The sequence below is a fragment of the Vampirovibrionales bacterium genome, assembly GCA_016712355.1.
Lineage (GTDB): Bacteria > Cyanobacteriota > Vampirovibrionia > Vampirovibrionales > Vampirovibrionaceae > JADJRF01.
Map to the genome: position 1 here is coordinate 267,618 of JADJRF010000005.1, position 17,937 is coordinate 285,554.

A 17,937-nucleotide genomic window follows, 5' to 3' on the forward strand; every position below is an offset into this window, starting at 1 on the left:
GCAGCGCTTTATTACCGTGGATTTTTGCGCGCTGCGTCCTGAAAAACCAGTCTCTCTGACGGATTCTCAGACGGAACAAGACAAGAAACAAGCTCTGAAACACTTTGAGAGAAGGATATCGAAGGCCGCCTTCGCGGAGAGAAACGATTCAGCGTGATAAACGTTACCGTTCGCGTCAGGCGCAAGCGTTTCACGTTCGGGCATAAGATACCGCAAGCGCGATTGCGTTACAAGACGCCTCGACGAAAAAGACGCTTTTACCCAAAACAGCGATCCGGAATCGATAAAACCCTGACCCTGAGGCATTTTTTCTGGATTGAGAAATTCGGGACTTGATTTCCCGAAAAGCGATGGTATAGTCAAATCATCGAATTTAATTTCGATAGCCTAAACATTCGACGAACGTCCTTTCGAGAGCGCTTCAAGACAGGAGACCAGGCGTCATGACCGCCGAACGGGAAACCCTTCCTCCCAAACAACGGCAAGTGCTCGATGCGCTTTCGTCTTTTATCCGCGAAAACGGTTATCCGCCCTCGATTCAGCAACTCTGCCGCTTGTGCGGCGTGAGTTCCACCTCGACCATTCACCACCATGTGACGGCCCTTAAAAAGAAAGGCTTTATCCACTGGAACGCCGCTGAAAAGCGCGCCATTTGCATTAACCCCGATGTGATAGAGAGCCCCGGCAAGCTGCCGATTCTGGGAGCTATCGCCGCTGGTCAGCCGTTGCAGACGGTCACCGATTCGGTGGAAACCCTGAACCTGAGTGAAGACCTCTGCCCCATCGGTTGTTACGCCCTGCGCGTGCGCGGCGACAGCATGATTGAAGATCATATTCTGGATGGCGATATGGTAATTATTAACCCCAAAGCTGCCGTGCGCGATGGCGACGTCGTCGTGGCGCTGGTCGAAGGCGAGTCGACGACGCTCAAACGTATTTATCGCGAACCCGAACGCGTGCGCCTGCAACCGGCAAACGCCGCCATGGGGCCGATTTACGCCACTGACGTACAGGTTCAGGGCAAAGTCGAGGCCGTGATTCGTCACGTGACCTGATTGCCTGCGCCGCCCGGTTTCACTGCAATTCCATAAGCTTGTGTCCCACCCTGTAACCTTGGGAGAAATTACCCATGGCCGCTGCCATTGAATATTCTGCCGCTCTGTTTGAACGTCCTCGCGCTGGGAATTTGCGCCTTGCGCCTCAAAACGTCGTCACGAAGCGGCGCGCGCGATCCCAGGCGGGCCGCCCATCGCTGCGCGTGATTCAAGGCCGCCGTTCACGTTGGCCGATGGCGCTGAGAGCCGCCTTGGCCCTGGCCATCGTACTGGCCCCGCATCTGCTGTGAGATCGCGACCCGACGTTTCGAGATTTTCAGCGTTCTTCGCATTCGAACGCGTGAGCGTTGACGCTTTACCGCTAACCTATCCCTTAACATCACTGTCAAGAGGCAATTCCCCCTGCCTCTTTTTTTTTGTTCGCCTGAAACCGCTATAATAACGACGATTTCCTGATGGAGCGCCTTTTCTCATGTTGACCGCCGATCCGCCCGTGAGCCAGGACGTCAAAACCCCCTTGGTAGGGATGACGCCCCAGGCGTTGCGCGCGCTGGCGACATCGCTGGGCGAGCCGGCCTTTCGGGCCGATCAATTGCATCATTGGCTCTACGTCAAAAACGCCCGCGGCTTTGAGGAAATGAGTAATCTGGCCAAAGGTTTCCGCTCGCGTCTGGCGCAAGCGTATACCGTGGGCTGCGTGACGCTCGCCGACAAGCAGACCAGCAGTGACGGGACTGTCAAATATCTGTTTCGGCTGGCGGACGGTAAAACGGTGGAATCCGTGCTGATGCGCTTTGAGGACCGCGACAGTCTGAGCGCCTGCCTCAGCACGCAGGCGGGCTGCGCCGTGGGATGCAGTTTTTGCGCCACGGGCGCGTTGGGATTTTCGCGCCAGCTCACGCCCGGCGAAATTGTCGATCAGTATCTGGCCGTCCAGCGCGACGCCGGGCAGGAAGTGCGCAACGTCGTCCTGATGGGGCAAGGCGAGCCGCTGCTCAACTTTGACGCAACAGTTGCAGCCATCGAGCTGCTGAATCGTTCGGCAGAGGTAGGCATGCGGCACATTACCCTCTCGACGTCGGGCGTCGCGCCTCAAATTCTGGAACTGGCCGAGCGTCAGTGGCAACTCGTGCTGGCAGTTTCGCTCCATGCGCCCGACAACGCCCTGCGCGACGAACTGGTGCCGATTAACCGCAAATGGCCGCTGGAAAAGCTGATGGGCGCTTTACGGGCGTATGTTTCACAAACCGGGCGACGCCTGACGATTGAATACGTCATGTTGGCCGGCGTCAATGACTCGCCTGCCCAAGCGCAGCGGCTGGCGGGACTGCTCGATGGACTTAAATGCAACGTCAACCTAATCCCGTACAACCCCACCGGGCCACAGAGCCGCTATCAACGCCCTTCGCGTCGCGCGATTGACGCCTTTGCTCGTCTGGTCGGACAATCGGGCAAAAAGGTCACGGTGCGCCTGGAGCGCGGCGTGGATATTGCCGCCGCCTGCGGGCAATTGGCCAATCGCTTTCAGAATCAGAACGCGTAAGAGAGAGAGAGAGAGAGAGAGAGAGAGAGAGAGAGAGAGAGAAAAATAAAACAGCAGGCCAGCGGCTGAGGCGCATTTTTTATGAGTTCCATCATGTAGGGGGGGACTCGCGCGGCGGCATCGGCCACAATGTCCTGTATCGGCGACCAGGTGAAATGTCGAGCGAAAGCGCCAGGACAAGGGCGATATGCGCATTGTGAGCGATTGGTCAGTGCAATCTGCGTCAGAAACGTTTTGCCGCAAGGCCTTCTACGCCTTGATATCCGGCTTGCTCGGCGCGTGTTTTCTGAGCGCCGGAGCGCTCGCGCAAGGGGTTTCGCCATCAGGCACGGGATATTCGCCCGTTCCTAACGGACGAATTTCCTCTCCTTTTGGCTGGCGTCAGGATCCCATCACGGGGCAATCGCGTTTTCATGCCGGACTCGATATCGCCGCCGAGGCCGGCACGCCCATTTATGTTCCGATGGAGGGCGTGGTGGCGTACGCCGGGCCTTATCAGGGCTACGGCAATGTGGTAGTCGTACGGCATACGGAGTCGCTTTACACGCTGTACGGGCACGCAATGGCAACGCTGGTTCAGGCGGGACAGCCCCTTGTCGCAGGAGATCCCATTGCGCTGGTCGGCTCGACGGGACGCTCGACCGGCCCTCACTTGCACTTTGAAGTGCGCCAGCCCAATGGATTTGTGAATCCGACGGAGTTTCTCGCATCGCTGGAAGCGCGCGGGGGAAGCCGTATTGCGGGTGGACGCTGGCGAGAAGGGCCGCAGCCGCTAACGGCGATTAATCCGATGAACGGCCCGGCTCCCGTGCCAGCCCAAGGCGCGGGCGGCCCGGAAGTGGCCAGCGACCCGACGTCGTTGATGATGATTGCGCCCAAAGGCCCGGGCAAGGCCGTACAGGTGATTCGCGGCAATCGCGTCGAGTGGACGCGTTTCTAACGCGCCGGAAGCTTTACCGGGGGCGTTTGAGCGGGTTCCACTCCGCCAAAACGGCGGGACAGACGCCGATATTTTTTCGCGAATCCCTTGGAATCCAGTAATTCGGGCGTCATAGCCACGGCCAGACGATACGATTGGTACGCGCGCGCCGGATCTTTCAGCATCTCGTAAGCGTCCGCCAGTCGAAGCGGCGGCGTTTCCCAGTCGGGCGAAAACGTCTGGGCCTGACGATAGGCGTCGCGGGCCTCAGCATAGCGTTTTTCACGAAAGAAACTGTTCCCGTCCTGAATCAGCGCGATGGCGCGTTGCTGGCGCTGGGACAAGCGATCCTTCGAATCGCTCAAAGCAGGCGAAGGCGTCAGCGTCAGCGCGCGATCCGCCAGTGAACGCGCAGAGCCTATTGCCCCCAGCGACTCCAGACGATCGACAGCGCGAATAAACCCCACGGCATCAAGACCGTCGATCGCGTCAAACTGTTGGCGCGCTTCGCGGTACCGCTGCAGTAAGAAAAACGCTTCCCCCGCCGCCAGCGCTTGATTTGCGCTCAGCGCCGTCTCAGAGGTTTCAGCGGTCTGGCCCAGAATCGTCGTCAACGTCGCCTCGGCCCTGGCAAGCGAAGGGTCGGCGACCAGTGAGAGTTTCAGTCGATCCAGCGCCAGCAGCGGATCGGCGACAGAAAGCGTCCCCTGCAAGAAGCGCGCGTCCAGACGCATCAGCCACTGGCGGGCCAGCGCCGCGCTATTGGGGGCCATTTCACGTTCTTGCGTCAGCGCCGAAGCGGCGACATGAAAAGCCTCGCGTTGCTGAGGGGCTTCAAGCCAGTAGAAAGGGGCCAGTTGCAGCAAGGCGGCTTCCAGCTGACGCTCATGGACCAGGCGGCGAATAGACGCCCAGACTTCTTCTTCGCGAGCGGGATTCTGGCGAAACAGGCGGCGATAGTCCTGGGCCGCCTCCTCGGGATGATTCGCCGCCGCCCGCAGCCAGGCGAGCTTCAGCGTCGCCTCATCGTAAGCAGGCGCCTCCTGCGACAGGCGCTCTAAGGCCCCGATCGCCTCTTCAGGACGACCCAGGGTCTCCAACAACTGGGCAATCAACAGCGTTCGCTGAGGGTTGACGCCCATATCGAGGGCCTGAGACTTCTGCGCGTAAGCCAGAGCCTGATCCGGCTTCTGGGCGGCGGCGAGTAATTGGGCCATCATAAAATAGCCGTCGCTCTCGTTGGGATCGAGATCCATCGCGCGCAAGCCCGCGTCTCGCGCGGCGGGGTACTGCGACGTTTTCAGAAAATACCGCGCCAGCGCCCGCCATGCTTCAGCAGAGGCCGGATCCACGACGACGGCGCGCTGAAGATCCCGGCTGGCCGAAGCCATCGACTCTTGCGCCAAAGCCCATTCGCCGCGATAGGTCAGCAATTGCGGATCGTCGGGGTTTACGAGGGCCGCCTGTTGAAAGTATTCGTTAATCAGCGGCGCCAGAGACAGATCCGGTTTGCCGAGAGCGGTGGCGCGACGCGACAAGGTTCGCGCCATACCCAGCGTCGCGGCGCGATCGCCGGGATACAGGCGCAGGAGTTTTTGAAACGTCGCCCGCGCCAGAGAAAAATCACCCTGTCGATCAGCGAGACGCCCCATGGCCATTAAGGCGTCGTAATCGGCAGGATGCGCCGCCAGAAACGCTTGATAGATAGCGCGCGCGGCGCGACCCTGCCCCTGTTGCGCAAGACGATCCGCCTTGATGAGCGCCGGATCGCTGGCAGCGCCCCATACGCCGACGCTCCCCAGCGAAAGCCAGACGCAGGCGGCCAGCGCAAGCGACGCTTTTGCGGCGGACTTGGGTACCAGCGAATTCAAAACGGGGTTCAAAAGAGGACTTATAAGAGAAGTCATGTACGCCTCCTCGATCACATCCACAACATCATACTGAGAGGGACCCAGCGGCCCGATACGCCGACACCGCGAAAGCCTTTATGATCCGCGGGACTTTATTATAGGAAAGAAGTAAGCGCAAAGGGGTGTGAAAAGAGCGCCCAATAAGGGACATGTTGAAAAGAGCGCAGAAAAGAGCGCATTTGATTAACGTTAACGTTAGCGTTATTATAATAACGCCCCACCCGCCTATCTGATATGAATCGAAACGCTTAATCGGATCGCATTAACGCGATGGCCTTCAATTGACCCCTGCCAATCTTTTGCGTTTAATACGAATCTGGCGCAGGGTAAGGAGACACCACCGTTTATGACGCCGCTTGCGGATCCCGTCGTCTCGACGCACTTTCATCTCACCGGATTCCCGTTGTTGTTTGCGCTATTGGCGTTTGCCGCCGCGCTTCCGTTTGCCCTGCTCGCATTGGCCCAGGTGGTGATGTTCAAAGCGCCGTCGCGCCTGAAAGAAACCACGTATGAATCGGGCATGGATCCGTTTGGGGATGCGCGCCTGCGCTTCGACTTAAAGTTTTATCTCTTCGCCCTTCTGTTTATTTTATTTGATATTGAAACCGTCTTTCTGTTTCCGTGGGCCATGGCGCTGGGCGCGCTCGGACCCGTGAGCCTGCTCACGATGGGCATCTTCATCGGCATTTTGTTAATAGGTCTGGCCTACGCCTGGAAAAAAGACGCCCTGCGTTGGCAATAACCGGGCGGTCGCACGCCTGAACGAGAGGCAGCTACATGCTGGCACCGGATGAATCCTCGCAAAACCGCGCCTTGGTCGCGCTTCAGCAAATGCTGGAAGGCGCTGGCGTACTGACAACGACGGTTGACGCCGTTTATAACTGGGCGCGCTCCAATGCGGTCTGGCCGCTGGTGTTTGCAACTTCGTGCTGCGGCATCGAGATGATGTCGTCGACGGCCTCCAGCTTTGATATTTCCCGTTTTGGATCGGAAGTGTTTCGCGCCACGCCGCGACAGGCGGATCTCATTATTACGGCAGGCACGATTACGCATAAGATGGCGCCGGCGCTGGTCAAGCTGTATATGCAGATGCCAGAGCCCAAATACGTGATCGCCATGGGCGCCTGCACCGTCACTGGCGGCATGTACGAAAATGACGCGTATTCGGTGGTGCGCGGCGTGGATCGGTTGATCCCGGTGGACGTGTACGTTCCCGGCTGTCCGCCTCGCCCCGAAGCCCTGCTCGATGCGCTGATTCTGCTGCAAAAGAAAATCCGCGACGAGTCGCTGGCCGATCGGCGCGAACGTGCGCGCGATCACCATCCCCGCGTAGCGATTGGCCCGGGCGACGTTCTGCTGCCGTTGCAGGGATACGAAGAGCATATTCGCTGGGGCGTACAAACCGAGGCCTATGACGCCGATGCGCTTCGGCGCGACGGGCGTCGGGTCCGTGGGAATGTTAAATTCCGTCATGAGCGCGCGCCGCAGGAGTATATTATGAAGCGGGAGATCTCATGAACGCGCCCGACGCCGACGCCCTGTCCATCAGCGCCTCTTATGCCGCCCGTCTGGCCGACGCGGGATTCCCGGTGGAATCGTCAGCGCTCGACGCCTGCGGGGTTGAGATGCTGGACGTCCGCGCCGATGCGCTGCTGGCGGTCGCAACGTTTCTGCGAGACGTTTGTCAGTTCGACTTGCTGCTGAGCGTCAGCGGCGTCGATCGCAGCGACTACCGCGAATCGCTTGCCCATTTATATTCACTCGACACGCATGACACCCTGTGCCTCAGAACACGCGCGGATGACGCCGATCGCGTTGACAGCCTGACCCCGGTGTGGCCGGCCGCCGACTGGCACGAGCGCGAGAGCTACGACTTGATGGGCATTGTGTACGAAGGGCACCCGGATTTGCGCCGCATTCTGATGCCAGCCGACTGGATTGGGCATCCGCTGCGCAAGGACTACGTGGAAAACGATCCCCGTCTGGTATGGAATCACCGCTAATGGTGTTACGAAAGCGCTTTTTTTCATGACGACCGCATTACCGCAAGGCATTCTGGAGACCTTTCAGCCGTCACAAGACGGCGCGACCGAAGATATGGTCGTCAATATCGGGCCCCAGCATCCCAGCACCCACGGCGTACTGCGCCTGGTGACGACGCTTGACGGCGAAGTCGTCAAGGCCATGGAGCCGGTCATCGGCTACTTGCACCGCAGCAAGGAGAAAATGGCCGAAACCCGCTCTTATTTTCAGTATCAGCCGACGATTGATCGCGTCGAGTATCTCTCTTCTTTTTATGATCATTACGTCTATGTCACGGCGCTGGAGCGCCTGGCGGGGCTTTCCGTTCCACGCCGCGTGCAGTACCTGCGCATGATCACCATGGAATTAAACCGGATTACCTCTCATTTGCTGTGGTTCGGGACATTTTTGCTCGATTTGGGGGCAAGCAGCCCGTTTTTCTATGCGTTTCGCGATCGTGAGAAAATTTTCTCTCTGTTGGAGAGCATTACCGGCGCGCGCATGATGTATAACTACTACCGCTTCGGCGGTCTGAATCAGGATGCGCCGCCCGGCTGGCTCGATGAAGTGCGCCGCGTCATTAATGAATTGCCGCATCGTTTTGACGAATACGAGGCCATCGTCAATAAGAATCCGATTATTCTGGACCGCTGCGTGGGCGTGGGTATTGTGGACAAGCCGACGCTGCTGGCTTACGGCGTGACCGGTCCTTCGCTGCGGGCGTCCGGCGTGGCGCAAGATCTCCGCAAGACCAATCCGTATTGCTGCTACGACGAAGTCGACTTCGACGTCCCGACGCAGACGGTCGGCGACGTGTACGCGCGTTACGTCGTGCGGATGGGCGAAATGCGCGAATCACTGCGCATCGTGCATCAGGCGCTGGATCAGATTCCGGGCGGCGACACGGCGCAAATCAACGCGCTGCGCGCCGAATATCAAGCGATCGCCGATACGGTTGACGCCGCCAAAAAGCGCGTCGCGCTGGCGAAAAAAGCCGAACAAACGCCCAGCCCCGATGATGTGGCGCAAGCGGCCATTCCCGCGCCGGAGCTGGATTTCGACAGCCGTTTTCAGGGCGCTAAAATCAACCTGCTGACGTGGAAACCGCCTGCGGGAGAAGCGTTTGCGCAAGTGGAATCGCCTCGCGGGATGCTGGGCTGTTATTTAATCAGCGACGGTTCGCCCAAAGCGTATCGCGTGAAATGGCGAGGGGCCTCGTTTTCGAACCTGTCCATCCTGCCTTCGATGATGGTGGGCAATTTGTATCCTGACTTGATGGCCATTTTTGGCAGTCTGGACGTTATTTTACCGGAGGTGGATCGCTAGATGAGCCCATTAACGCCCGCGTCCACGCCATTTCAATTGCCCGCCTGGTTTGTCGACCTGCATCAGCGCGTTGGGGTCGACGTTTCGCAAGACGGGGTCCAGGCGATTATGCTGCTGGTATGGGCATTTCTGGTGTATGGCGCCATTGCCACGCTCGCGCAGGCGGCGGTTATCTTTATGGTGCTGATGGAGCGCAAGGCACTAGCATGGCTGACGCAGCGCAAGGGTCCCAATCGCGTCGGGCCGGCCGGCCTGCTGCAAACTCTGGCCGATGGCGTCAAGCTGCTGTTTAAAGAAGACATTATGACGCCGGGCCAGAATAAGGTCTTGTTTACGCTGGCGCCAGCGCTGTTTCTGTTTCCGGTGTTTCCGCTGTTTGCGCTGATTCCGTTTACCGATTACCTCTGGGGCGTTTCGCTGCCGACCGGCGCGCTGCTGTTGTTCGCCATTTCGTCCATTACCACCGTTGCCGTCGTACTGGCGGGCTGGGCCAGCGATAACAAATACTCGTTACTGGGCGGGGTCCGCAGCGCGGCTCAGGCCATTAGTTACGAAATCCCGCTGATTATGGCCGCTCTGGCCGTCTGTCTCTTTGCCGGGACGATGAATTTACGCGGGATTGTCGAGGCCCAGCAAGGGCCGCTGGGCGCGATCGGCTGGTTTGGCCTGTATCTCACGCCGGTTTCCTTCCTGATTTTTCTGATCGCTTCTCTGGCCGAGGTCAACCGGATTCCGTTCGATCTCCCGGAAGCGGAAAGCGAGCTGGTCAGCGGTTATAACACCGAGTACAGCGGCATGAAATTCGCCATGTACTTTCTGGCCGAATACGCCGCCCTGTTTGTGATGAGCGCGCTGGCCGTGGTGTTTTTCGCGGGCGGCTATCTTTCGCCGCTGGCGGGCGTTCAGTGGGGAGACATGACCTTTGGGCCGACCCTGGCGCAAAGCGTCGGGCTGGCGCAGTGGGTGGCCGAAGCGACCCGCATGCCGAGTCTGGGCGGCCTGCTGATCCAACTGGAGATGGCGTTCTGGTTTATTCTGAAAACCTACGGCTTTATCTTCTTTGCGATGTGGATACGCGGAACGTTGCCGCGTCTCAAGCCCGATCAACTGATGGGCTTTAGCTGGAAGTTCCTGATTCCGCTGGCGCTGATTAATGTGTTTGTGGTTGCGTTGCAGCGCTTCTGGGCGCCGCCTGCGTCTTCTCTGGCGGCCTGGGGCGCACAAGCAGCAGCCAACTGGCCGATGGCGCTGGCATGGCTCCTGACGCTCATCGTCGGAATCGGCGGTTTTTACGTCGCCTCGGCGCGCGCGTTTTCCCGTCGTCTTAATGCGAGGATCGCCCGCTCATGAGTTCGCCTCTCCCTCCTCAAGCGCCCCAAGCCCCGTTATTCGGCGGCATGCTGGAAATCGGCCGGGGGTTGGCAACGGTGCTCAAGCACTTCGGCCGTCAGCCCGTCACGCTGGAATATCCAGAAGCAATGCCCGAATTAAGCGGGCGCTTCCATGGGCGGCTCTGCCTGCTGACCAAATCGGACGGCGCGGACCTGTGCATTGGGTGCAAGGCGTGCGCGCGCGTGTGCCCCTGCGTGGATTTGATTCAAATCGAGATGCATCGCGACGCCGCCAAGAAGCCGGTGATTGACCGCTTTACCATTGATATGGGTCGTTGTATCTTTTGTGGGAACTGCACCGAGGTCTGTCCGGTCGATTGCATTAAGATGCTGCCGGATTTCGAGCTGGCGGATTACTCGCGCGAGGCGCTGACGCTGGATAAGTTCGACCTCACGCTGGATGGCGCGCAATCGGACGAATGGCGTCGCACGCATGGATTGACGCCCACGGTCGATTAAGCTGGTTGACGGCAAGGGAAAGGGGCCTCGCCCTCTATGTTACTCGTTGAAAGTCTGATTTTCTGGATCTTCGCCGCGATTGCCGTGGCAGGCGCGCTCGGCGTCGTGTTCCATCGCAGCGTGGTCATGGCGGCCCTGTTTTTAATCGCCGCTTTTATGGGCGTGGCAGGGCTTTTTGTGTTAAACAACGCGGATTTTCTGGCAGTGGCTCAAGTGCTGGTATATGCCGTCGGCTTAACCATCGTGCTGTTGTTTGGCGTGATGTGTACCGGGGATCGAGCAATTGTCGACGCGCCTGATGCGGCCAAACGGGTTCTGTGGCGCAGCGCGCTGGGATTTTTGACCGCAGGCGCCTTATTGGGGTTGCTGTTACCCGCCGCGCGCTTCTCGTTTACCACCGGCGCAATGTCTGCCGAGGTCATCGCGCGCTTTCAGAGCGAGGGCAGCACCGCCATGTTGGGCGAACTGCTGATGACGCGCTATGCGCTGCCTTTTGAGATCGCCTCGGTTCTGCTGCTGGCGGCCATGGTCGGGGCGATTGTGATTGCCAAGAAGACGTTAAATGAGGTGAAGGCCGCCCAGGCCGCTGGCGTCAAATTCGCCATTGGAAATGCGCCGCTGGCCCAGGACGCCGCGCCCGCGTTCAATCGCGCGACATTTCACCATAAGGACCCCGCCGCCGTCGCCTCCTCCGTTAAAGGAATCTCGTGATGACGCCTGCGCCTGAATCGTTCGCCGCCCTGTTCGGCCCCATTACCCTGACGCATTATCTGGCGTTGGCCGCCACGTTGTTCGCCATCGGGCTGGCCGGTCTGCTCACCAGTCGCAACGCCATTCGAGCGCTGATGTCGCTGGAACTGATGCTCAATTCGGTGAATATTAATCTGGTGGCGCTGAATAATTTCCTGGCGCCGCAGCTTAATGGCGCCGCGCTGCTCAATGGCCATGTCTTTGCGATCTTTATCCTGACGGTTTCCGCCGCTGAGGCCGCCGTCGGTCTCGCGCTGATTCTGGCGCTGTTTCGCCAGCGTAAAACCGTGGATATGGATGCGTTTACGACCCTCAAAGGGTAGTCGGACTTACCTCCTAACGATTTCGTTTCAACTAAAGGAACTCCGCCGGTGTCTCTGGAAACCCTCGCTCTGTGGTTCACGCAGCGTCCATGGCTTATCCCCGTCTATCCGCTCGCGGCGTTTCTGGCAATTGCCCTGATTGGGGGCCTGTTTGCGACGTCTGCCTCGCCCCGGATTCGGGCGGCGGCGCGCGCAGGGGCAATGGGAGCCACGATTCTCGCCACCACGCTGGGATTGTTGCATACCCTGCCGCTGGTCGCGCAATTGCTCAGCGGCGCGCTTCAGACCGTTGAGATCAACGCGCCCTGGCTCCAGGCTGGCTTTTTCACGATTTCAGTCGGCTATCTGATCGATCCCCTCTCGGTCATGATGCTGCTGGTCGTCACGTTTATCAGCCTGCTGATTCAGATTTATACGCACGGCTACATGCGTCATGATGACGGGTACGCGCGTTTCTACGGCTATCTGGCCCTGTTTAACTTCTCGATGCTGGGGCTGGTGCTCAGTACAAATCTGGTCCAGATGTATATTTTCTGGGAATTGGTCGGCGTGTCGAGCTATCTGCTGATTGGCTTCTGGTTCACGCGACCGGCGGCGGCGGGCGCTGCGGTCAAAGCCTTTCTCATGAACCGGGTCGGCGACTTCGGCCTGTTGCTGGGGATTCTGACCTTTCTGTTTTTCACCTGGCACTGGTGGGTGGAGTGGCAGATCGCCGCGCCGGGCAATGCCATGTTATCGTTTAGCGGCATCAATGCGCTGGTCGCGCAGCACCCGGCGTTCCTGTCAGCGATTCCCCTGACCCTGATTGCCCTGCTGTTGTTTATGGGGCCGATGGCGAAAAGCGCCCAGGTTCCGCTGCATACGTGGCTGCCGGACGCGATGGAAGGCCCAACGCCCATTAGCGCGCTGATTCACGCGGCAACGATGGTCGCCGCCGGCGTTTATCTCGTGGCGCGGCTGTATCCTGTGTTTCAGCTTTCGCCGCAGGCCATGAGCGCGGTCGCTATCATTGGGGTGATCACAGCCGTTCTGGCGGCCACGATTGCGCTGACACAAACCGATATCAAAAAGGCGCTGGCGTATTCGACCTGCTCGCAACTGGGTTTTATGATGGCGGCCATGGGCTGCGGCGCATTTGCGGCAGGCCTGTTCCATTTGTTTACCCACGCTTTCTTTAAAGCCATGTTGTTTTTAGGTTCTGGCAGCGTGATTCATGCCTGCGAAAATGAGCAGGATATGCGTCGGATGGGCGGCTTACTTAAGAAACTCCCCATTACCGGCTGGACGTATTTGATCGGAACGGTTTCGATTTCCGGCCTGCTTCTCACCAGTGGGTTCTGGTCAAAAGATATGATTCTGGCGGGGGCGCAAGCATACTCTGCGCCCATTTTCTGGATTTTAACCGCCACGGCGGGCGTGACGGCGTTTTATATGTTCCGCACGTTCTTTATGACGTTTCTCGGCGCCTATCGCGGCGAGGCGCATGTGCATCACGAGTCGCCTTCAATGGTCCTGCCGCTGGTCGTACTGGCCGCGCCGTCGTTGCTCATCGGCTATCTGTTATCCGGTCAGGCGGGCGATATTCCGTCGTTTGCCTCGCTGATCCAACCGGCGATTCCCGTCAGCGGTCTGTCGCATCACGGGGGATTTTCGCATGAGCAGATTGGCTGGCTGTCGTCGCTGGTGGCTTTGGCGGGCGCTGCGCTGGCCGCCGCCTTCTACTGGAAGCCGTGGACGCATGTCCCGCACGCCATTCGCTCCGCCTTGTCGCCTGTTTACACGTTATTTGCCCGCAAATGGTACTTCGATGAAGCCTATAACTGGCTGGCGCAACGCGCTTACCTGGCTATTGCCAACGCAAGCGCCGCGTTTGATCGACACATCGTTGACGGGGCAGTGAATCTGACCGGGCGCTCGACAATGGGCGCAGGCGGCGCGCTGCGATATCTGCAAACCGGCCGCGCGCAAGCCTATCTTACCCTGTTGTTTCTCGGCATGACGGCGCTGGTCGTTGTTCTGCTCGCCTGGCGATAAAGGAGTTCCGCGCGTCCTATGACCATCCCTTATTACGCGACGCTGATTTTTCTGCCGCTGGCGTTTGCGGCCATTATTCCCTTCATCAAACCGTCTGCCGACGGCGGTCGCAACTTGCACGTTTTTGGCATCGGCGCGTCCGCGTTGCTGTTTCTGTACTCGATGATTGCCTGGAATGCGCCAGCGCTGCCGCCTGCAGAAACATGGCGCTGGTTACCCGGTCTGGGCATCCATTTTGCCGTTGGAGCCGACGGTTTGTCGATGACGATGGTCACACTGACAACGCTGCTGGTCGCGTTGGCCTGCGTGGCGAGCGTTTCCAGCATCCATAAACGCCTGAAGCTTTATTACGCCATGTTATTCACGCTGACCAGCGCCATTCTGGGCGTGTTTCTGGCGCGGGATTTGTTCTGCTTCTTTTTGTTCTACGAGCTTGAGCTGATCCCGATGTACCTGCTAATCGCCATCTGGGGCGGCCCGCGCAAGGACTACGCCGCCACCAAGTTCGTGCTGTATACGCTGTTCGGCTCTATCTTTCTGGTCGCCGCTATTTTAGGCCTGTACGTCCACGGGCGCGCCATCGGCCTGAATCCAGAGAATCTGTTTCTGTTTGAAAGCGTCAAGGCGTCGATTCCCTTCCTGGCGTCCGGCGCGCAATTGCTCGTATTTGCCGGCTTTTTTATCGCGTTTGCGGTGAAATTACCGGTGGTTCCGCTGCATACCTGGCTTCCAGACGCCCATGTAGAGGCGCCAACGCCGGTGAGCATGCTGCTGGCGGGCGTCCTGCTCAAAATGGGCGCTTACGGGATGCTGCGTTTCTGCTGGGAATTTCTGCCGGGAGCGGCGCACCAGTTTTCGCCGTGGATCGCGCTGCTGGCGGTGATTAATATCGTCTATGCCGCTGGCGTCGCCATGGTTCAGAAAGATTTAAAGAAGCTGGTGGCCTATAGCAGCGTCAGTCATATGGGATTCGTCTTGCTGGGTCTGGCCGCCATGAATGCCGCCGGGTTCAATGGCGCTGTATTTGTGATGTTTGCCCATGGCCTGGTCAGCGCCGCTTTGTTTATGTGCGTCGGCACGCTGTACGTGCGCACGCACACGCGGGCAATCGCCGATTACGGCGGCTTGGGCAAGCAGGTTCCGGCATTGTTCTATTATTTTATGTTTATGTCGCTGGCGAGCCTAGGGCTGCCCCTGCTGGTGAATTTCGCCAGCGAAACCCTCGTATTTTACGGCGCGTTTCTGTCGCGGGCGTTTACCGTCGCGTGGGCAACGGCTTCCGGTCCGAATTTGGTTTGGACGATGCAGATTGCCACTGCGTTGGCGGCGATCGGCGTGATTCTGGGCGCGGCTTATATGCTGTGGATGCTGCAACGCGTCTTCTTTGGCCCTCTTAAAGAACGCTGGACGGGCCTTACGGACGCGACGCTGAGTGAAACGTTCGTATTAGGCGCATTGAGCGCGTTTGTCCTGCTATACGGACTCTTCCCGCAATGGTTAACGCGTCATTTTGAGCCGGATGTCACGGCGATGGCTGAGCGCTTTGCGTTTATGCCGACCCATCGCCAGATCATCGGCGCTCAGGCGCCTGATGCGCCGGTGACGATGGCGGACGCCGCCGTTTCTTCTTCGACTGTTTCTGCTTCACAGCTTCCTTCAGTTGCTCATTCCCCCTTGCCTCAGGAGACGAACGCCCCATGACCGCATCCCCTCCCGCGCTGCTGGCGGCCCTGTTCGATAGTCCGCTCGGGGCGACCTTGCTGCGTCAAAACCTCCTGTTGCTCACGCCGGAATTGTTGCTGTTGTTGACAGCAGGCTTGTTGCTACTGTTTGCCGCAAGCCGTCAGGAATCGCTGCGGCGCGAGATTTGGCCCACGGCCTTAATCGGCTCTTTTGTCGCCTGTGTGGCGATGAGCGCCCTGTTTGTCCTGACGCATATGAACCCGCAGGGGCTTTTATTGACGGATCCGGTGAATATCCCCGTGGCGAGCGAGCAGTTGCGCGTGGATTTAATGGGATCGCTGATGCGATGGACGATTCTGCTATCCACGTTTCTGGTAATTCTGATGTCGGGGCGCTATCTGGAAAGACGCCTTGCGGCGGCATCCGGCGAGTTTTTTGCGCTGCTGCTGTGCGGAACCGTCGGCGCGCTGTTGCTGACCATGGCCCACGATCTGGTGATGTTCTTCGTTGCGCTGGAAACGCTGGGCATTTCTTCGTTTCTGCTGGCGGGATTTGCGCGCAATGACGCCCGCAGCGCCGAGGCCGGTCTTAAGTTTCTGCTGTATGGCGGCGGGGCATCGGCCTGTCTGCTGTTCGGCTTTTCGCTCCTGTATGGCCTGAGCGGCGGCCACACGGATTTTGCAGGCCTCATTACCGCGTTGAGCGCATCGGCCAAGCCACTGCCCCTGCTGGCCATCGCCCCGGCGATGGGGGCGCTGATTTTAGCGGGCCTCCTGTTTAAACTTTCCGCCGCGCCGTTTCACCAATGGACGCCGGACGTATACGAAGGCGCGCCGACGCCGGTCACGGCCTATTTGTCGGTGATCTCGAAGCTGGCTGCCTTCGCCGCCGCGATTCGCATCGTGTCGCTGATTCTGGCCCCGATGCCGGCTTTTCAGGGACACGCGCACGCGCCCCTGTTTTTCGCGCTGGCGCTGGTGGCGATGGTTTCGATGACGTGGGGCAATCTGGCGGCGCTGCGGCAACGCTCCATGAAGCGCATGTTGGCCTACAGTACGATTGCGCATGTGGGCTACCTGCTGCTGGGCTTGGCGCTTGCGGCCGCAGGCGCGACGGCGGCGCTTCCCGCGACGTTGTTTTACCTGTTGACCTACGCATTTATGAATCTGGGGGCCTTCGCCGCCGCCATTCGCTTTGAGAACGAAACAGGGAGCGACGCTCTTGCCGATTACGCCGGATTGGGCCGTAAAAAGCCATGGCTGACGGCAGCGATGAGCATTTTTCTGTTATCGCTGGCCGGGATTCCGATTATGGCGGGCTTTTTCTCCAAGTTTTTCCTGTTTCAGGCGGTGGCGCTTACCGGGGGTCCTGCGCTCTGGCTGATTCTGTTCGCACTGCTCAACAGCACGATCTCGCTGTATTACTATCTCAACGTCATTCGCCTGATGACAATCGCGCCGCCGTCTTCGCCGGTGGAGCGTCTGTCGCGCGGCGTGCGACAACCGGCTTCGGCCTTCGCCATGGCGATGACGCTGGCAATCTGCGCTGCGGCAACGCTGTTACTGGGCCTCTTCGCAGAGCCTGCCATGGGTCTGTCGCGTCACGCGATTGCCCAACTCGGCAAAGCAGACCCCTATGCGCGGGTTTTTCTGCTCTCGCAACGTTCAGAGCCGTAGGCGCCCATGACGTCTGCGCCCGCCACGACGGATCGCTACGCGCATCGTTTCGGCCAACTTGCCCAGGAGGGGCGCGCCGCCTTTATCCCGTTCACCCTGCTGGGCTGGCCTACGGTTGAGACCTCACGCCAGATTCTGGAGGCGCTGATGGCCGGAGGAGCGGACGCTCTGGAGTTGGGGCTGCCCTTTAGCGACCCGATGGCGGACGGACCGGTGTTGCAGCAAGCCGCCACCGAAGCGCTGGCGGCAGGCGCCCGCGTTGACGACGCCTTCGCCCTGATTGCAGAAGTTCGCGCTCAGGATAAGCAAGTCCCCATTGGCTTGATGGCGTATTACAACATGATTCTGGCGCGGGGCGCCGACCGATTTTGCGCTGATGCGGCAGCCGCAGGCGTGGATGCGATTCTGGTTCCCGATCTACCGCCAGAGACCGCAGGCGAGCTGGCTCCGGCGATTAATGCGCATGGGTTGTCCCTGGCCTTTATTGTTTCGCCGTTGACCGATGATGCGCGGCTGGATGCCTTGTTGCCCATGGCGGGCGGATTTCTGTATATCGTTTCCCGTCTGGGCGTAACAGGCGTTGAAGCGCGCTATGACACGGCGTTACAAGCATTGGCGCAACGGGTCAAGGCAAAATCTTCGTTGCCCGCCTGCATCGGCTTCGGGATTTCCACGCCTGCGGATGTGCGGCAAATGACGGCGCTCGGGGCGGATGGCGTGATTACCGGCTCTGCGGTGATCCAACGCGCGCGCGAATCTATGGTAGAGCGCCCGGACCATTGGCAGGCCGACCTTCAAGCGTACATTCGGACCATGGCGGACGCTGTGCGCCTCTAAGCAAGGCGA

17 protein-coding genes are annotated in these 17,937 nt (G+C 59.3%); 16 read left to right on the forward strand and 1 reads right to left on the reverse strand.

Annotated elements, in window-relative coordinates:
• The first annotated feature begins 443 nt into the window (after positions 1-443).
• From lexA to IPK79_02650, 4 genes are all read left to right on the forward strand, one after another.
• Positions 444-1,055: a repressor LexA gene (lexA, locus tag IPK79_02635; protein MBK8189323.1), complete on the forward strand. Its 612-nt coding sequence runs from the start codon at positions 444-446 to the stop codon at positions 1,053-1,055.
• 74 nt (positions 1,056-1,129) lie between these two features.
• Positions 1,130-1,345 carry a hypothetical protein gene (locus tag IPK79_02640; protein ID MBK8189324.1) on the forward strand — a complete coding sequence of 72 codons (216 nt, stop codon included), beginning with the start codon at positions 1,130-1,132 and terminating at the stop codon, positions 1,343-1,345.
• Between the two features lie 182 nt (positions 1,346-1,527).
• Positions 1,528-2,598, forward strand: a complete 1,071-nt coding sequence (rlmN, locus tag IPK79_02645; GenBank protein ID MBK8189325.1) for a 23S rRNA (adenine(2503)-C(2))-methyltransferase RlmN — start codon at positions 1,528-1,530, stop codon at positions 2,596-2,598.
• 187 nt (positions 2,599-2,785) lie between these two features.
• The gene (locus tag IPK79_02650) at positions 2,786-3,538 is read left to right on the forward strand and encodes a M23 family metallopeptidase (protein MBK8189326.1); all 753 of its coding nucleotides are present in this window, start codon (positions 2,786-2,788) and stop codon (positions 3,536-3,538) included.
• On the opposite strand, the gene IPK79_02655 is transcribed toward IPK79_02650, so the two are convergent.
• Complete coding sequence (locus tag IPK79_02655) at positions 3,535-5,424, reverse strand: tetratricopeptide repeat protein (GenBank protein MBK8189327.1); 1,890 nt, start codon at positions 5,422-5,424, stop codon at positions 3,535-3,537. The two genes, IPK79_02650 and IPK79_02655, sit on opposite strands and share 4 nt — an antisense overlap.
• A 349-nt stretch (positions 5,425-5,773) precedes the next feature.
• Between IPK79_02655 and ndhC the strand changes: the two genes are divergently transcribed.
• From ndhC to trpA, 12 genes are all read left to right on the forward strand, one after another.
• Positions 5,774-6,169 carry an NADH-quinone oxidoreductase subunit A gene (gene ndhC / locus IPK79_02660; protein MBK8189328.1) on the forward strand — a complete coding sequence of 132 codons (396 nt, stop codon included), beginning with the start codon at positions 5,774-5,776 and terminating at the stop codon, positions 6,167-6,169.
• Positions 6,170-6,204: 35 nt separating this feature from the next.
• A complete protein-coding gene (locus IPK79_02665) occupies positions 6,205-6,945 on the forward strand; it encodes an NADH-quinone oxidoreductase subunit B (GenBank protein MBK8189329.1) in 741 nt (246 codons plus the stop codon).
• Positions 6,942-7,430: an NADH-quinone oxidoreductase subunit C gene (locus tag IPK79_02670; GenBank protein ID MBK8189330.1), complete on the forward strand. Its 489-nt coding sequence runs from the start codon at positions 6,942-6,944 to the stop codon at positions 7,428-7,430. Before IPK79_02665 ends, IPK79_02670 begins: the two co-directional genes overlap by 4 nt.
• Before the next feature lie 25 nt (positions 7,431-7,455).
• On the forward strand, positions 7,456-8,775 hold the full coding sequence (locus tag IPK79_02675; GenBank protein ID MBK8189331.1) for an NADH-quinone oxidoreductase subunit D: 1,320 nt from the start codon (positions 7,456-7,458) through the stop codon (positions 8,773-8,775).
• Positions 8,776-8,883: 108 nt separating this feature from the next.
• On the forward strand, positions 8,884-10,125 hold the full coding sequence (gene nuoH / locus IPK79_02680) for an NADH-quinone oxidoreductase subunit NuoH (protein MBK8189332.1): 1,242 nt from the start codon (positions 8,884-8,886) through the stop codon (positions 10,123-10,125).
• On the forward strand, positions 10,122-10,625 hold the full coding sequence (locus IPK79_02685) for an NADH-quinone oxidoreductase subunit I (GenBank protein ID MBK8189333.1): 504 nt from the start codon (positions 10,122-10,124) through the stop codon (positions 10,623-10,625). Before nuoH ends, IPK79_02685 begins: the two co-directional genes overlap by 4 nt.
• 36 nt (positions 10,626-10,661) lie before the next feature.
• Complete coding sequence (locus IPK79_02690) at positions 10,662-11,336, forward strand: NADH-quinone oxidoreductase subunit J (protein ID MBK8189334.1); 675 nt, start codon at positions 10,662-10,664, stop codon at positions 11,334-11,336.
• A 41-nt stretch (positions 11,337-11,377) separates the two neighbouring features.
• On the forward strand, positions 11,378-11,698 hold the full coding sequence (nuoK, locus tag IPK79_02695) for an NADH-quinone oxidoreductase subunit NuoK (protein MBK8189335.1): 321 nt from the start codon (positions 11,378-11,380) through the stop codon (positions 11,696-11,698).
• A gap of 48 nt (positions 11,699-11,746) precedes the next feature.
• The gene (gene nuoL, locus IPK79_02700) at positions 11,747-13,732 is read left to right on the forward strand and encodes an NADH-quinone oxidoreductase subunit L (protein MBK8189336.1); all 1,986 of its coding nucleotides are present in this window, start codon (positions 11,747-11,749) and stop codon (positions 13,730-13,732) included.
• 18 nt (positions 13,733-13,750) lie between these two features.
• Positions 13,751-15,433, forward strand: a complete 1,683-nt coding sequence (locus IPK79_02705) for a NuoM family protein (protein ID MBK8189337.1) — start codon at positions 13,751-13,753, stop codon at positions 15,431-15,433.
• Positions 15,430-17,091, forward strand: coding sequence for an NADH-quinone oxidoreductase subunit NuoN (gene nuoN, locus IPK79_02710; protein MBK8189338.1), 1,662 nt, complete (start codon positions 15,430-15,432; stop codon positions 17,089-17,091). The genes IPK79_02705 and nuoN overlap by 4 nt, the downstream gene beginning before the upstream one ends.
• Before the next feature lie 6 nt (positions 17,092-17,097).
• Positions 17,098-17,928 (forward strand): tryptophan synthase subunit alpha, encoded by an 831-nt coding sequence (trpA, locus tag IPK79_02715; GenBank protein MBK8189339.1) that lies wholly within the window; start codon positions 17,098-17,100, stop codon positions 17,926-17,928.
• Positions 17,929-17,937 lie beyond the last annotated feature (9 nt).

Excerpts from the sequence above, each read along its gene's own strand:
- lexA (MBK8189323.1), top strand. The coding sequence starts at position 444 with ATGACCGCCGAACGGGAAACCCTTCCTCCCAAACAACGGCAAGTGCTC.
- IPK79_02640 (MBK8189324.1), top strand. The coding sequence starts at position 1,130 with ATGGCCGCTGCCATTGAATATTCTGCCGCTCTGTTTGAACGTCCTCGC.
- rlmN (MBK8189325.1), top strand. The coding sequence starts at position 1,528 with ATGTTGACCGCCGATCCGCCCGTGAGCCAGGACGTCAAAACCCCCTTG.
- IPK79_02650 (MBK8189326.1), top strand. The coding sequence starts at position 2,786 with ATGCGCATTGTGAGCGATTGGTCAGTGCAATCTGCGTCAGAAACGTTT.
- IPK79_02655 (MBK8189327.1), bottom strand. The coding sequence starts at position 5,424 with ATGACTTCTCTTATAAGTCCTCTTTTGAACCCCGTTTTGAATTCGCTG.
- ndhC (MBK8189328.1), top strand. The coding sequence starts at position 5,774 with ATGACGCCGCTTGCGGATCCCGTCGTCTCGACGCACTTTCATCTCACC.
- IPK79_02665 (MBK8189329.1), top strand. The coding sequence starts at position 6,205 with ATGCTGGCACCGGATGAATCCTCGCAAAACCGCGCCTTGGTCGCGCTT.
- IPK79_02670 (MBK8189330.1), top strand. The coding sequence starts at position 6,942 with ATGAACGCGCCCGACGCCGACGCCCTGTCCATCAGCGCCTCTTATGCC.
- IPK79_02675 (MBK8189331.1), top strand. The coding sequence starts at position 7,456 with ATGACGACCGCATTACCGCAAGGCATTCTGGAGACCTTTCAGCCGTCA.
- nuoH (MBK8189332.1), top strand. The coding sequence starts at position 8,884 with ATGCTGCTGGTATGGGCATTTCTGGTGTATGGCGCCATTGCCACGCTC.
- IPK79_02685 (MBK8189333.1), top strand. The coding sequence starts at position 10,122 with ATGAGTTCGCCTCTCCCTCCTCAAGCGCCCCAAGCCCCGTTATTCGGC.
- IPK79_02690 (MBK8189334.1), top strand. The coding sequence starts at position 10,662 with ATGTTACTCGTTGAAAGTCTGATTTTCTGGATCTTCGCCGCGATTGCC.
- IPK79_02705 (MBK8189337.1), top strand. The coding sequence starts at position 13,751 with ATGACCATCCCTTATTACGCGACGCTGATTTTTCTGCCGCTGGCGTTT.
- nuoN (MBK8189338.1), top strand. The coding sequence starts at position 15,430 with ATGACCGCATCCCCTCCCGCGCTGCTGGCGGCCCTGTTCGATAGTCCG.
- trpA (MBK8189339.1), top strand. The coding sequence starts at position 17,098 with ATGACGTCTGCGCCCGCCACGACGGATCGCTACGCGCATCGTTTCGGC.